This window comes from Ruegeria sp. C5 (assembly GCF_056537605.1).
Window position 1 is genome coordinate 464,676 of the sequence record NZ_JBQFRX010000002.1, and the last position, 13,343, is coordinate 478,018.

The window sequence follows — 13,343 nt, forward strand, 5'->3', positions numbered from 1 at the left end:
GAACAAGCGCACCGATGCCGGGTTCAAGCCTGGACAGGAGCATGGCATAACGCCTCCGTCTGACATGCAGCTAAAGCAAAGGCCCCCGAGTTTGCTCGGGGGCCGCTTTGTTACCACAGTATCGGGAACGACCGATCAGCTGCGGCCTTTCCATGGCACCAGCCAGTTCTCGGCCTTGCGCATCAGGATATCGATTCCATATCCGATCACCCCGATCAGGACGATCCCCATGATGACAATGTCGGTCAGCTGGAATTTGGATGCGGCAATGATCATCATACCGGCACCCTTTTGTGCGGCAACCAGTTCAGCCGCAACAACAGTTCCCCAACAGACACCCATGGCCACACGTGCACCGGTGAAAATCTCGGGCAGCGAGTTGGGCACGATCACATGGCGCATGATCTGCCATTTCGACGCCCCCAGAGAATACGCTGCGTGGATTTTCGAGATGTTCACACCGGACACACCAGCCCGCGCGGCGATGGTCATGATCCAAAGGGCCGCAAGGAACAGCAGAACGATCTTGCCGGTCTCCCAGATGCCGAACCAGATGATCACCAGTGGGATCAACGCAAGTGGCGGCACCGGTCGCATGAACTCGACAATCGGATCGAACCAGCCGCGGAACCAACCGGATAGGCCCATTGCATAACCCAGCGGAATCCCCACAAGCGCACCTGCGATAAACCCAGCAATCACGCGCAACAGCGACCAGCCCAGATGCTCCCAAAGCGAGAAGTTCTGGTAGCCTTCATTCGCAATCTCAAAGAACCGGGCCACAACGGTTTCAGGGGCTGGAAGCCAGATGGGGTTCATCTGCAAGCCCTGTTTGGGGGTGAAACTGATCGCCCCTTTCCCGGTCAGCGTTACGGTACCATCGCCTGTATCAACCTTTTGGCCTTCACCTATAGGTGTGCCGTTGATCGCGACGATCTTTGCACCCTCATTACGTTTGGCATCATCGTTCTTGTCGAACAGGATCGTCGATGAGCGGCCCGCAGCAGCAGCAACCGCATCGTCTTTGGCAAATCCGCTGCCGGGCTCGACCTCGAATTTCTCTGCTTCCTCACCGAAGGCTGGAACGCGAACAAAAATCGTGGCTTCATCCGTGCTGCCATCCGCGTTTTCGAGCGTATAGGTGAATTGCGTATCACCTACAAATGGGCCCGGCACATGGATCGGAAACAACTTCGAGCCGGTGAAAGCCGCCCAGATTACAAAGATCACGAGAACTGAGATTATCGATGCAGCCCTATCCGCTCGTACGGCACTTTCGTCGCCGAAAGTCACAGTTTTCAAGCTTGTGAAATCCTGACGCGATTGCAAACCGCGGCGTAACGCGTAGACGATGAAAAACGCGCCACCGAACAGGCCGATATAGAAGAGAAGTACAATCATGATGCCTGCTCCGTCCGACCCATAATTTCTTCTTCCATCTCCCAGATCATCGAGAGGATCTCATCGCGCTTTTCCGCAAAACCTTCGGATTTCTTCACATCACGCAGATCGGCATTCACACCGCGTTCAGCAAAAGGCAGATTGTATTCGCGGTGAATGCGCCCCGGTCTGGGGGCCATAACAATCAAACGCTCACCCAGCAACAAGGCCTCTTCGACCGAGTGGGTGATCAGGATGATCGTCTTGCCTGTTTCTTTCCAAAGCTTCAGGACAAGGCCCTGCATTTTCTCACGGGTCAGCGCATCCAAAGCACCCAGCGGTTCGTCCATCAGGATGACGTCCGGCTCGTTTGCCAGGCACCGAGCCAACGCAACACGCTGCTGCATCCCGCCCGATAGTTCATAAACCGCCTTGTCCTTGAAATCCTGAAGCCCGACGACCTCAAGCAGATGGTCGGAAATCTGGTCACGCTCGGCTTTGGGCATGCCTTTCATACGCGGGCCAAACTCGACATTTTCCCGCACGTTCATCCATTCGAACAACGCGCCCTTCTGAAACACCATCCCGCGTTCAGCATCAGGGCCTTTGACCAGATGGCCGTTCAGTTCAATCTTGCCAGATGTCGGCGCCAGAAATCCTGCAACGATGTTCAGCAACGTCGTTTTACCACAGCCCGACGGGCCAAGGACAGACATCAGCTCACCCTCTTTAAGGCTGAGTGAAACATCTTGTAGGGCCTGTACTGAGGAGCCGTTGGGTAAGTCAAAGCGCATGGACAATTCTACGATGTCCAGTTCAGGCATCCTGCCTCCTTCCTGCTTTCATAGCTGTCGACCGGCCCGAAACCGGGGCCGGTCGCATGAAATGTCCTGCGTGATTAGTTATTCGCAGCTGTCAGCGGGCCTGCATTAACGGCACCATCATACGAATCCAGAGCGGATTCGATGCTGCCTGCCGACACGAACACGTTTGCAACACCCTGCATGAAGTCTTGCGCGCCACCGCCCAGCCACTTCTCGGACAGCTGGTCTTCAACTGACGGGAAGGTGAAAGTCGCGATTGTGGCTTCAGCGTCTGCAGGATCCATACCAGCATCCTTAGCAATCACCGGCAGCATTTCATCTTTGCTGTCGCCTGCGTTCCACTTGGCGTTGGCCTCTGCGGTAACCTTAAGGAACTTCGACAGAAGCTCGGGCTCTTCTTCGATGAAGCTTGCCGGAGCGCTAGTGACGTCAAACACCAGGATACCGATCTCTTCTTTTTCAGCACCGGTCAGCAGGATGTTGCCATGCTCAGTCATACGACGAAGCGCGCCACCCCAGCCGCAAACCATGTCGAGGTTGCCCTGCGCAAATGCCGCGGCGCCATCGGCCGGAGCCATGTCAACAATTTCCATTGAACCGATGTCGACACCAAAGTGAGACATTTGCGACAGGAAACCGTAATGCGCTGCTGTGCCGATCGGAACACCGACCTTCTTGCCGTTCAGTTCACCCGCATTGCCCTTGTCGATTTCAAGCGCTTCGGCAACAACGCAGTTGTCGTTGTCTGAATAGCTGACCGCCACATCGACGATCTGGATGTCCTGACCGGCCGAAGTGGTTACCACAAACGGTGGCACCCCTTGGCTGACCGCGATCTGTACATCACCCGAGGCCATCGCAGCTGACATGGCGGTACCGGTGTCGAAAGACACCCAGTTGATCTTGACGCCCAGTTCTTCTTCGTAGGTTCCGTTTGCTTTCGCATACTGGAACGGCATCGGCCATTCGAGGAAATAAGCAACCGTCAGTTCATCAAGCGCGGCAGCTTGTGAAGCGGTGACGGCCGCAATCCCGGCATATGCTGTTGTGAGCAGATATTTCTTGATCATTTTGACTATTTTCTCCCTGCTGGTTCCACTTGTCGGCTCTTGAAACGTCCGAACTCTGGAACAGTAGAAAAACCATAGTCCTTACGCGTTGAATTAGTAAATCAAAATACTGGTTGCGTAAAAAGCGAAACTTTGTTTCGCTTTTGACTGATAGTTCGCTGGTTTGGGAGCCCCCGATGACAAAGAAAGCACTCAGTCTCAGGTGGCTGGAGGTCTTCCAACTTATTTCCAAGTTGGGTTCAATCCAAAAGGTGTCAGCTGAAACCGGTTTGTCAATCAGTACGGTCTCCAATCACTTGCGCAGTCTTGAAAAGGCGCTGGATGTGGATTTGGTGGACCACAGCCGCAGACCCATGGGTCTGACACCCGCAGGCACGGTGTTCTCACGACATGTGCATGACGGCCTGATCGCCTTGAAACGGGGCGAGGCCGAGCTTCGCTCGGGCAGTTGGCAACATGCAACAGATTTACGCCTGGGCCTGATTGACGATTTTGACAGCCGGGTCGCGCCAGAACTGTTCCGTCATCTCTCTGCAAGCCTGCCGCGGTGCAATTTTCGCCACTTTACCCGTCCCAGCCATGAGATTCTTGACAAACTGCAGTCTCAAAAGCTGGATGCAGGCGTTGCGACCCGACCTCCTGAGCACTTTGAGGGGTTAATCGAATTCCCACTACTTCGAGATCCGTTTATCGTCATTCTACCGCCCGCATATGACGGACCGGTCGACGAACTGACCAAATCAGACAGTCCGCTTCCGCTTCTACGATATTCGCGTGATCACACCATCGGCAGACTCATCGAAATTCAGCTAACCCGCAGCAAGATCAACCTGCCCAACCGGTTCGAACTTGAATGTAATCAGTCAATTATCGGACTTGTCGCCGGGGGCAGTGGTTGGACGATCACGACTGCTGCCAGCTACTATCGCGCACGGCGATTCCACAAAGATACACGCGCATTACCTTTCCCGGGCAAAAGCTTTGCGCGCACCGTGTCGTTGTTCACGACCAATATCTATCCGTCGACAACCACCCGACTGATCCACAACACACTGCAAAACCTGATCCGTCGTCATGTGACCGAGCCTATGAATTCGCGGTTTCCGTGGTTGAATGACGACTTTCGAACCATTCCCGCCCCCCCCGAGTGAGCAGCCAGGTGACCTGCGTGCAATATCGAAGTTATTCTCCGGCTTTTTCGAAACCGGGTACAGTGCGCTTGACCGACGCGCCCCATCCGCTGTGATTAGGCCTGACCTTGCGGCTTGACTACAGGCGGCATTCTAAACCTAGAAACCTACCCAGCGGCCCGTGTTGGCAAGACCTACCGGTCTTGAACCATGTGCCGGGTCCAGATCAGGACAGCTTGATGCATCTTTCCCGTTTTCCCCGTGCTTTTCTTGCCCATCTGCCAACTCCGCTTGAACGGATGGATCGTATGTCCGAGGCTCTGGGAATCGATCTTTGGATCAAGCGAGACGACTGCACCGGCATGTCGACGGGTGGCAACAAGACCCGCAAACTAGAGTTTCTGTTCGGCGAAGCGCTCGAACAAGGTGCAGACATGGTGATGACCCAAGGTGCGACGCAATCGAACCATGCGCGCCAGACGGCTGCTTTCGCTGCCCGGTTGGGTTTGAAATGTCATATCCTGCTGGAAGACCGCACCAGCTATAACAACGCCAACTACAACAACAACGGCAACGTTCTGCTGGATCATTTGCATGGCGCAACCACCGAGAAGTTTCCCGGCGGCCACGACATGCCCGCCGAGATGGAGCGTTCGGCCGCGAAGAAGCGTGAAGAAGGTCACAACGTTTATGTCATTCCGGGCGGAGGCTCGAACCCGACCGGAGCGCTTGGCTATGTGAACTGCGCGCTAGAGCTTGTGAGCCAAGCCAATAACGCCGGTCTCAAAATCGATCGCGTGGTGCATGCGACGGGCTCCTCGGGCACGCAAGCCGGGCTGGTCACCGGGCTTTGCGCCATGAATACGGGCATTCCGGTTCTTGGCATTGGCACCCGCGCGCCGCAGCCCAAACAAGAGCAGATGGTCTATGATCTAGCCTGCAACACGGCTGAGAAATTGGGTTGCCCAGACGTGGTGCGGCGCGAGGATGTGATGGCCAATACCGACTATGTAGGCGACGGCTACGGCTTGCCGACCGAAAGCGGCATTGAGGCGATCCGCATGTTTGCCGAACTGGAAGGCATTCTGCTCGACCCGGTCTATTCCGCCAAAGGGGCCGCCGGTCTGATCGATCTGGCGCGCAAGGGCTCGTTCAAGGATGAGCGCGTGGTGTTCTTGCATACCGGAGGCTCGGTTGGCCTGTTCGGTTATGATTTCGCTTTCGATCACACCGACCGCTGGGTCAATCTGTAAATCACGGTGATAAGTTCCAGCAAGCAGGTCTTTGCATGAAACCCCGCGTCACCGGCATATTGGGCGGAATGGGCCCCGAGGCGACAATTCTGTTGCAGCAGCGCGTGTTATCCACGGTACAGGCGGCGGATGATGCCGATCACCTGCCACTACTGATTGACATGAACCCACAGGTGCCTTCCCGCATCGCGCACCTGATCGAGGGCAACGGGTCTGATCCCGGGCCGGTTCTGGCCGATATGGCGAGAGGATTGGAGCAATCAGGGGCAACCGCGCTTGCGATGCCGTGTAACACCGCACACCACTATGCGGCGCAGATAGAGGACGCCGTCTCGATCCCCTTTCTGAACATGGTAGACCTGTCCGTGGATCAAGCGGCGCAGCTCCTGCCTTCTGGCAGCCAGGTCGGAATTCTTGCCTCCCCAGCGCTGCGAAAGGTCGGAATTTTTGACGCCCCCCTGAACCGCGCCGGATTTACCGCAATCTGGCCCGAGGATGAAGATAGGATGCTCGGCACGATCCGCCACATCAAATCTGAAGGGCCAACCGGCGCTGCACTCAGCACACTTTCCGACGCTGCTAACGCCCTTTCGGGCCGGGGTGCCGCGCTTTTGTTTGTGGCCTGCTCCGAATTCTCTCTGCTCACCCGCGACTTGCCCAAAAGCGTTCCGATCATCGACACCGTCGATATTCTGGCGGGCGCTATCCACTCCCACTCTCTGACGCGTTGAGGTTTCCCATGGCCGTCTCTTATCTGAAAACCGCCCTGCCCCGCCCCGATGCAGAAAATTCGGATATCCGCGATATCGTCGCAATCATGCTCTCCAATATCGAGCGCGAGGGCGAAGAGGCCGTTCGGCGCTATGCCGGAACGCTCGATGGCTGGACGGGAGAGTTCGTGTTGACTGATGAAGCGCGCAAAGCCGCATGTGACCGCGTGCCTGAACAGGTCAAAGACGACATCCGCTTTGCCCATGCCAATATCCGTCGATTTGCCGAAGCGCAGATGACCACGGTGAGCGAATGCGAGATCGAGGTGATGCCCGGGCTGATCGCAGGTCAAAAGCAGATCCCGATCGCTAGTGCGGGATGCTACGTTCCTGGTGGTCGGTATAGCCATATCGCAAGTGCGTTGATGACAATTACCACGGCAAAGGTGGCTGGGGTGTCCCACATCACGGCGGTCTCGCCACCGCGTCCCGGTGCGGGCATCCCTGATGCAATAGTTTATGCGATGGACCTTAGCGGTGCAGATCTGATCCTGAATTTGGGCGGAGTTCAGGGGATTGCTGCGATGGCCCATGGCTTTTTTGGTGCGCGGCCAGCCGACATTCTTGTCGGTCCGGGAAACTCCTATGTCGCCGAGGCGAAACGGATGCTGTTTGGTAAGGTTGGCATCGACATGTTTGCAGGTCCAACCGATACCTTGGTCATTGCCGATCACACAGCATCGATCGAGACTGTCGCCTGGGATCTGGTGAGCCAAGCCGAGCACGGCGTCGATAGCCCTGTCTGGCTGGTCAGCACCGATAAAGCTCTGGCCCAGGGCGTTATCGCACGCGCCGATGCCCTGATCGAAAGTCTTCCCGAGCCGAACGCTAGTGCAGCGCGCACGGCATGGCGCGACCGGGCCGAGATCATTCTTTGCGACAGCCGCGACGAGGCTGCCAGGGTCGCCAACAACTACGCGCCCGAACATCTGCAGGTGATCGCCGAGGACCTGGATTGGTGGCTGGACCAACTGACCACCTATGGATCGCTGTTTCTGGGTGCCGAAACAACAGTACCCTTCGGCGACAAGACGTCCGGGCCAAATCATGTTTTGCCGACAAGCGGAGCGGCCCGATATACCGGCGGTTTGTCAGTGCATAAATTCACCAAAACGGTGACATGGCAGCGCTGCTCAGCGCAAGCCTCGCACGAGCTTGCTGAACGCACTGCTAGGATCAGTCGGATGGAAGGCATGGAAGGCCACGCACGCGCGGCAGAGATGCGATTGTCTAAAGTGTGCTAAATCTGGCCCAAGGATTCTGTTGATTGGTCAGATTCACCGCATCACGAACGGATCGGGGATCGGATCGTCGCTTGTGCGCAACCAGACCGATTTGACCCGCGTGTAATCAAGCGCCGCCTGCAGGCCCCCTTCGCGCCCGTGGCCCGACAGTCCATGACCTCCGAATGGAGCAATCGGGCTGACAGCGCGATATGTGTTAACCCAGACAATGCCAGCCCGAATTCTGCGGATCATTCGATGTGCGCGGGTCAAGTCTTTGGTAAAGACACCCGACGCCAGCCCAAACGCGGTGTTGTTGGCTATTTGTATCGCCTCCGCTTCGGTCCCGAAACTGACGACCGAGAGGATCGGACCAAAGGCTTCGCGCGTCAGACAGGGCGCATCAGGCGCGTCCGTACAATCAATGATTGTCGGTGGAAAATAGTGCCCCTCACGGTCCAAAGGTTGCCCACCCGCTATCACGGTAGCCCCTGCCGAGACGGATTCAGCAACCAGATCTGCAGCAGTCACAAGCTGAGCCTGAGTGCACAGCGGGCCAACCTCGGTCTTTAGGTCATCGGGCGCCCCGATCACGATCTCACACGCTTTTTCGGTGAGCCGGGCCAGAAACTCATCTTTGATCTTGTCAGAGATTACCAATCGCGATCCCGCCACGCAGCTTTGCCCGGTAGCAGCAAAGATCCCCGAAACCTGCGCGTTCACAGCACTTTCGATATCGGCATCTTCGAACACGATGAACGGGGATTTTCCGCCTAGTTCCAGCGAAGTCGAAGCGAGGTTTTCAGCCGAGTTGCGCACGATATGGCGCGCGGTTTCCGGGCCGCCTGTAAAGGCAACATGATCGACATCCGGGTGACTGGTCAGAACGGCGCCGCATTCCGGCCCGAAGCCGGTGATGACGTTCAGAACTCCCGGCGGGAAGCCTGCCTGATCGAAAATACGCGCGAATTCCAGCATCGGGGCCGGACCATCTTCGGATGCTTTCAGAACGATTGTGCAACCGGCGGCAAGCGCCGGGCCAATCTTGACCGCAGACAGGAACAGTTGCGAATTCCACGGCACGATGGCGGCCACCACACCAACTGGTTCGCGGCGCAGCCAAACCTCCATGTCGGGCTTGTCGATCGGCAGGTGCGCCCCTTCGATTTTGTCCGCCAATCCGGCATAGTAACGGTAGTAGTCCGCGACATAGGCGATCTGAGCAGAGGTTTCGCGAATGATCTTGCCGGTATCGCGCGTTTCAAGCTCGGCTAAGGTCTGAGCATTTTCGGCGACCAGATCGGCCAGCCGGTACAACAGTTTACCACGCGCCGTTGCTGTCATGGTCGCCCATTCGGGGGCATTCAGCGCTGAACACGCAGCCTCAACCGCGGCGTTCACATCATGTGTTCTGGCCTCAGGCATTTTCGCCCAAACGGTGCCCGTCGCGGGATCAAGGCTGTCGAAATGCGCGGTCCCATCCGAAAACGTGCCGCCGATATAGTGCTGAAACTGCCGCATTTTCTCTCCTTAGGCGAAGGCTGGCATGACGTCCGCGATGAACCGCTCAAGCGACGCTTTCTTGCGCTCAAAGCTCATCCCACTGTCGATCCAGAAAGAATACTCATCATATCCAAGATCGCTATAGCCCTTGAGGCGTTCGATTGCTTTGTCGGGCGTGGCGATCACGTTGTCCCGGATCATCGCCTCGGGCGAATAGAAGGGATGGTTAGCGATGTCGTCATCGCTCAGCGTCTGGATCAGACCCTGCGACACAGGGCGTTCGTTTTTGAACCACGCGCCGAAATAGCAATAAAAGCGATTGATCTCTTCCGCCGCGCGACGGGCATCCGTCTCGTCCGAGGCGATGTAGGTGTGGTTCAACAGCATGATTTCGGGGCGCGGGACGTCATGGAATTTGGCACAAGCGGCATTGAACGTATCCATCAGCCGGGTAATCTCTTCGTCGCCCTGCCACAAAGGGGTGACCTGCACGTGACAACCGTTCGATACCGCAAACTCATGACTGTTGGGATCGCGCGCGGCAACCCAGATCGGTGGACCGTTTTGTTGCAGAGGCTTGGGTGAAGATGTGGTTGCCGGGAAAGAATGAAACTCTCCGTCCAGCGCATGATCGCCTTCCCAAAGACCCCGCACCGCCGGAACAAGTTCGCGCATACGCTGGCCTGCCTCCCAGGCGTCCAGCCCCGGCACCATCCGCTCGTATTCATAGCTGTAGGCGCCACGCGCAATGCCCAGATCCAAACGGCCATTCGTGATCATGTCCGTCATTGCGGCCTCTCCGGCCAGCCGGATCGGATGCCAGAACGGAGCGATAACGGTTCCGGTTCCCAGACGCACATTGTTGGTCTGGCGTGCCAGATCGACGATATTCAGGAACGGGTTCGGCGAGATGGTGAAATCCATCCCGTGATGTTCGCCGGTCCAGACCGCATGCATGCCGCCCGCATCAGCGATCTTGGCCAGTTCTATGAAGTTTTCATACAGCTCCTGCTGGTCCTGATCGGGAGAGGTGCGTTCCATATGAACGAAAAGCGAAAACCGCATGTCAGTGACCTCCTCGTGTAATCGGGCGGACCTCGCCGCTGTTCTTGTTTCCGTAGTAAATGCCAAAATCTCCCAGACGGGATTCCTCGGACAATCGTTCCAGCATGGTTCGGGTCGCCGTGTCGGTTACAGTGCCAAAGGATACGACATCCAGCGGGACGAAATTACCTTTCTTCGGCTCATCATCTGCGGCCTGACACAGAAACGCGATGTGTTGACGCTTTTTCTCTGCATCCTCGTAAACCGAATAAACAAAGCCAGGCTCTGCGGTCAGCCCGGTGGCCTCAATCAATTGTTCCAATGCCGCTGAAACACCTTCTGACCCAACCACTGCCTCGGGCGGTGCAAGCGCGCCGTCACCAGCATCGATCAACAGAACCTCACCTGCGCGTTCGATCAAGGCTGAGACGATCAGGCCGGTGTCCTGCATCAAGGCGCCAGCCGCTGTTGATGGCGTTACATAGGCCCCCCTGACATATCCGAGACCGGGTGCCGGAGTATTGTCGAAGGCTTTGACCTCGCCGATCAGGATCACATGATCCCCCGCTTCGACGGTTTTGTGCATAGCGCAGTCAAACCAGGCCGACGACCCATCGATCAACGGCGATCCCGCAGGTCCACGCCGCCACTCGACGCTGGCAAACCGGTCTTCGACGGGCCGGGCAAAGGTATTGGATACCTCGATCTGTGTCTCTGACAGGATATTGACGGCAAACCCGTCGGCGGCAATCAATGCGTCATAGTTCTTTGAACTGTTGGCGAGACATGCCAGCACAAGCGGCGGGTCTAGTGAGACGGATGTGAACGAGTTCGCAGTAAACCCGATCGGGTTACCTTGGGTATCATGCGACGTAACCACGGTGACGCCCGTCATGTACGCTCCAAATGCATTTCGCAGCGTGCGGGGATCGATCGAGGTCATTGCGCAATCCTTTCTTCGGCGGGCTGGCCGAGCCATTCAACCAGATGCGCTGTTACTTCATCGGGTGCTGTCAAGTTCACCATATGTCGGTGGCCTTGGATCACAACGGCCCGACCGTTTTGAACTGCTGCGGCCATAGCTTGTGACATAGCCGGGGTTGAGTTCGAGTCTCCGTCGCCGGTGAGCGCCAGAAACGGGCACGAAATCAGATTCATCTTGCTGGCGTAAGTGGCATCGCCCCGCGCAAAAGCGGAATAGGCGGTGGCGTAGCCTCTTTGGTCCACAGACCCAAGCCACGACGCCACCTGCGCACGGGCAGCCAAATCACCCGGACTGTCACCAAACCAGCGCGACAACGGCGTTTCCAGATCAACTCGACCCGCGCTGATTTCAGCGGCCCGTTGGATGACTGCGGCGCGGGCTGAGGCTTCGCGACAGAAGACGCCGTTCAACATAGCAACACGGCTAGTGATATCGGGGTGCTCTGCCGCAAAGCCGGCGGCAATCAGTGCCCCCATTGAATGCCCGATGATTGCGACCGGAGCCAGATTCAATGCGTCGACAACATCATGCATCCAGCCAACAAAATCCGGCAATTGGCTTCCAGATGGCAGACGGTCACTGCCTCCATGCCCCGGCAGATCAACCGCAATTATACGGCAATGCTGGCTCAGCGTGTCAAACTGAGGGCCCCAGGCCGCAGATTGCATGCCAACGCCATGAATCATAAAGACCGGTTGCCCTTCGCCCGCCTCTCTGAACGCGACTGATCGGCCCGAGTTAGACAGCTGCAGGGTTGTCAACGTCATGACCAAGTTCCTCGATGTCCTGATAGCGATCCCCGATCCGGTGGTGCGGCCGCCCTCCAATCGATGCACCCAGTGCAATCAGAATCTCATCTGCCGCAGGTGCATCTGCAACCGAAGTCTGGATCGTAAGGTAGTGAGAGCGACGACCGCCATCATGTTTGTCCATCAAGGGGATCAGCAGCGGCGCATTGGCTGGGCCGCGCGTATTGCAGAAGGAAAGGTAGGATTTCGCGCCGACTGCTTTGCGATAATGATTGCCAAAATGCAGCGTGTGGATCAGGGCCGACGCATGCTCGACCTCTCCGTTCAAGCCCACAATCGCGGATTTTCCATAGGCTTCGACCCGATCGCCGCCACCTGAAGCATCCAAAATCATTTTGGTCAGCAACTCCCCCAATCCGGGGGCGCAATCGCGGATCGCGGGGCCAAGATCTTCGACAAAACCCTGACCAGCCCAAGGGTTCCGAATGACAGCCATTGCGGCAATTAGCTTCAGCGGAGTGTCCGCCAACTTACCACCCTCGATCAGAGTGTCTTCGACATGCAGAAGCGTTTTTCGAATTTCGGCGGACATGGTGATTCCTTTGGCAAGCCTTTGGTCGAGAATATGGTATACCATAATACGATATGTCAATCATACTTGTTCCGGATCCGTACCACAGATATGAAAGCGTCGATGATGAACACCGACTCCACCCTGCAAAAGATCGAAAAAGCACCGCAAACCTTGCGGGATATCGTGCAAGCGCGCCTGCGCGAAGCGATCATCGCCGGGCATTTTGCCCCCGGTGAGCGGCTTGTTGAACGCCCGCTTTGCGATCAGCTTGGTGTCAGCCGCACCGTCATCCGCGAGACGATCCGGTTTCTGGAAGCCGAAGGTTTGGTTGAGATTATCCCCAACCGCGGGCCAATCGTCTCGACCCTCAGCTGGGACCAAGCGCGGCAAATCTATGACATCCGCTTACAGCTAGAAGGCTCAGCCGCCGCCGCCTGTGCACAAGCGCATGAGACAGGTTTCGCAAACGATCTGGGCAAGGCATTGAAAGCAGTGGGCGCGGCGCAGAATGACACCGAATGGTCAAATCTGCTACAGGCCACAACTCGCTTCTATGAAATGATTTTTTTACAGGCTGGGCACAGCATCGCCTGGGATGTCGTGCAACGTCTGAACGGCCGGATCAGCCGCCTGCGGGCCTTGACCCTCGCAGCGCGGAATCGAGAGCGTTCTGGGATGAGCCACATGACTGCCATCCATGATGCCATCCTCAGTGGTGATCCTGCCAAAGCCCGAAAAGCAGTCGAAAGCCATATCGCGGATGCTGCACAGACCGCGCGCGGCTTTTTGGAAAGCTCTGAAACCTGAGTGCTCGGCAATTGAGCCAGAATTCCAAGAT

General features: G+C 56.8%; 13 protein-coding genes. 5 read left to right on the forward strand and 8 right to left on the reverse strand.

What is annotated here, in order from left to right:
* Nucleotides 1–135: 135 nt before the first annotated feature.
* The 3 genes from ACR0AW_RS10050 to ACR0AW_RS10060 form a co-directional block, all read right to left on the reverse strand.
* A complete protein-coding gene (locus tag ACR0AW_RS10050; RefSeq protein ID WP_170394412.1) occupies nucleotides 136–1,401 on the reverse strand; it encodes an ABC transporter permease in 1,266 nt (421 codons plus the stop codon).
* Nucleotides 1,398–2,204, reverse strand: coding sequence for a taurine ABC transporter ATP-binding protein (locus tag ACR0AW_RS10055; RefSeq protein ID WP_170394409.1), 807 nt, complete (start codon nucleotides 2,202–2,204; stop codon nucleotides 1,398–1,400). The genes ACR0AW_RS10050 and ACR0AW_RS10055 overlap by 4 nt, the downstream gene beginning before the upstream one ends.
* A 74-nt stretch (nucleotides 2,205–2,278) precedes the next feature.
* Nucleotides 2,279–3,274 carry an ABC transporter substrate-binding protein gene (locus ACR0AW_RS10060; RefSeq protein ID WP_170732749.1) on the reverse strand — a complete coding sequence of 332 codons (996 nt, stop codon included), beginning with the start codon at nucleotides 3,272–3,274 and terminating at the stop codon, nucleotides 2,279–2,281.
* Nucleotides 3,275–3,450: 176 nt separating this feature from the next.
* Here ACR0AW_RS10060 and ACR0AW_RS10065 point away from each other — a divergent pair, with 176 nt between their 5' ends.
* The 4 genes from ACR0AW_RS10065 (at nucleotide 3,451) to hisD (ending at nucleotide 7,671) form a co-directional block, all read left to right on the forward strand.
* Entirely contained in the window at nucleotides 3,451–4,425 is a 975-nt protein-coding gene (locus tag ACR0AW_RS10065) for a LysR family transcriptional regulator (protein ID WP_170732750.1), read from the forward strand.
* Between the two features lie 218 nt (nucleotides 4,426–4,643).
* Nucleotides 4,644–5,657 carry a D-cysteate sulfo-lyase gene (cuyA, locus tag ACR0AW_RS10070; RefSeq protein ID WP_170732751.1) on the forward strand — a complete coding sequence of 338 codons (1,014 nt, stop codon included), beginning with the start codon at nucleotides 4,644–4,646 and terminating at the stop codon, nucleotides 5,655–5,657.
* A 35-nt stretch (nucleotides 5,658–5,692) separates the two neighbouring features.
* Entirely contained in the window at nucleotides 5,693–6,388 is a 696-nt protein-coding gene (gene cuyB, locus ACR0AW_RS10075; RefSeq protein WP_170394397.1) for a cysteate racemase, read from the forward strand.
* A gap of 8 nt (nucleotides 6,389–6,396) precedes the next feature.
* A complete protein-coding gene (gene hisD, locus ACR0AW_RS10080; RefSeq protein ID WP_170732752.1) occupies nucleotides 6,397–7,671 on the forward strand; it encodes a histidinol dehydrogenase in 1,275 nt (424 codons plus the stop codon).
* Between the two features lie 33 nt (nucleotides 7,672–7,704).
* On the opposite strand, the gene ACR0AW_RS10085 is transcribed toward hisD, so the two are convergent.
* From ACR0AW_RS10085 to ACR0AW_RS10105, 5 genes are read right to left on the reverse strand one after another with little or no spacing between them, the layout of a single operon-like run.
* Nucleotides 7,705–9,171 carry an aldehyde dehydrogenase gene (locus tag ACR0AW_RS10085; protein ID WP_170732753.1) on the reverse strand — a complete coding sequence of 489 codons (1,467 nt, stop codon included), beginning with the start codon at nucleotides 9,169–9,171 and terminating at the stop codon, nucleotides 7,705–7,707.
* A gap of 9 nt (nucleotides 9,172–9,180) precedes the next feature.
* A complete protein-coding gene (locus ACR0AW_RS10090; protein ID WP_170732754.1) occupies nucleotides 9,181–10,218 on the reverse strand; it encodes an LLM class flavin-dependent oxidoreductase in 1,038 nt (345 codons plus the stop codon).
* Nucleotide 10,219: 1 nt separating this feature from the next.
* Entirely contained in the window at nucleotides 10,220–11,140 is a 921-nt protein-coding gene (locus ACR0AW_RS10095) for a flavin reductase (protein WP_170732755.1), read from the reverse strand.
* Entirely contained in the window at nucleotides 11,137–11,949 is an 813-nt protein-coding gene (locus ACR0AW_RS10100; RefSeq protein WP_170732756.1) for an alpha/beta fold hydrolase, read from the reverse strand. The genes ACR0AW_RS10095 and ACR0AW_RS10100 overlap by 4 nt, the downstream gene beginning before the upstream one ends.
* A complete protein-coding gene (locus ACR0AW_RS10105) occupies nucleotides 11,921–12,523 on the reverse strand; it encodes an amino acid synthesis family protein (RefSeq protein ID WP_170422877.1) in 603 nt (200 codons plus the stop codon). Before ACR0AW_RS10105 ends, ACR0AW_RS10100 begins: the two co-directional genes overlap by 29 nt.
* A 102-nt stretch (nucleotides 12,524–12,625) precedes the next feature.
* On the opposite strand from ACR0AW_RS10105, the gene ACR0AW_RS10110 reads away from it, so the two are divergent.
* Complete coding sequence (locus ACR0AW_RS10110; protein ID WP_170732757.1) at nucleotides 12,626–13,312, forward strand: GntR family transcriptional regulator; 687 nt, start codon at nucleotides 12,626–12,628, stop codon at nucleotides 13,310–13,312.
* Nucleotides 13,313–13,343 lie beyond the last annotated feature (31 nt).

What these genes read in the sequence shown, in the direction of transcription:
- ACR0AW_RS10050 (WP_170394412.1), bottom strand. Translation starts at nt 1,401, where the DNA reads ATGATTGTACTTCTCTTCTATATCGGCCTGTTCGGTGGCGCGTTTTTC.
- ACR0AW_RS10055 (WP_170394409.1), bottom strand. Translation starts at nt 2,204, where the DNA reads ATGCCTGAACTGGACATCGTAGAATTGTCCATGCGCTTTGACTTACCC.
- ACR0AW_RS10060 (WP_170732749.1), bottom strand. Translation starts at nt 3,274, where the DNA reads ATGATCAAGAAATATCTGCTCACAACAGCATATGCCGGGATTGCGGCC.
- ACR0AW_RS10065 (WP_170732750.1), top strand. Translation starts at nt 3,451, where the DNA reads ATGACAAAGAAAGCACTCAGTCTCAGGTGGCTGGAGGTCTTCCAACTT.
- cuyA (WP_170732751.1), top strand. Translation starts at nt 4,644, where the DNA reads ATGCATCTTTCCCGTTTTCCCCGTGCTTTTCTTGCCCATCTGCCAACT.
- cuyB (WP_170394397.1), top strand. Translation starts at nt 5,693, where the DNA reads ATGAAACCCCGCGTCACCGGCATATTGGGCGGAATGGGCCCCGAGGCG.
- hisD (WP_170732752.1), top strand. Translation starts at nt 6,397, where the DNA reads ATGGCCGTCTCTTATCTGAAAACCGCCCTGCCCCGCCCCGATGCAGAA.
- ACR0AW_RS10085 (WP_170732753.1), bottom strand. Translation starts at nt 9,171, where the DNA reads ATGCGGCAGTTTCAGCACTATATCGGCGGCACGTTTTCGGATGGGACC.
- ACR0AW_RS10090 (WP_170732754.1), bottom strand. Translation starts at nt 10,218, where the DNA reads ATGCGGTTTTCGCTTTTCGTTCATATGGAACGCACCTCTCCCGATCAG.
- ACR0AW_RS10095 (WP_170732755.1), bottom strand. Translation starts at nt 11,140, where the DNA reads ATGACCTCGATCGATCCCCGCACGCTGCGAAATGCATTTGGAGCGTAC.
- ACR0AW_RS10100 (WP_170732756.1), bottom strand. Translation starts at nt 11,949, where the DNA reads ATGACGTTGACAACCCTGCAGCTGTCTAACTCGGGCCGATCAGTCGCG.
- ACR0AW_RS10105 (WP_170422877.1), bottom strand. Translation starts at nt 12,523, where the DNA reads ATGTCCGCCGAAATTCGAAAAACGCTTCTGCATGTCGAAGACACTCTG.
- ACR0AW_RS10110 (WP_170732757.1), top strand. Translation starts at nt 12,626, where the DNA reads ATGATGAACACCGACTCCACCCTGCAAAAGATCGAAAAAGCACCGCAA.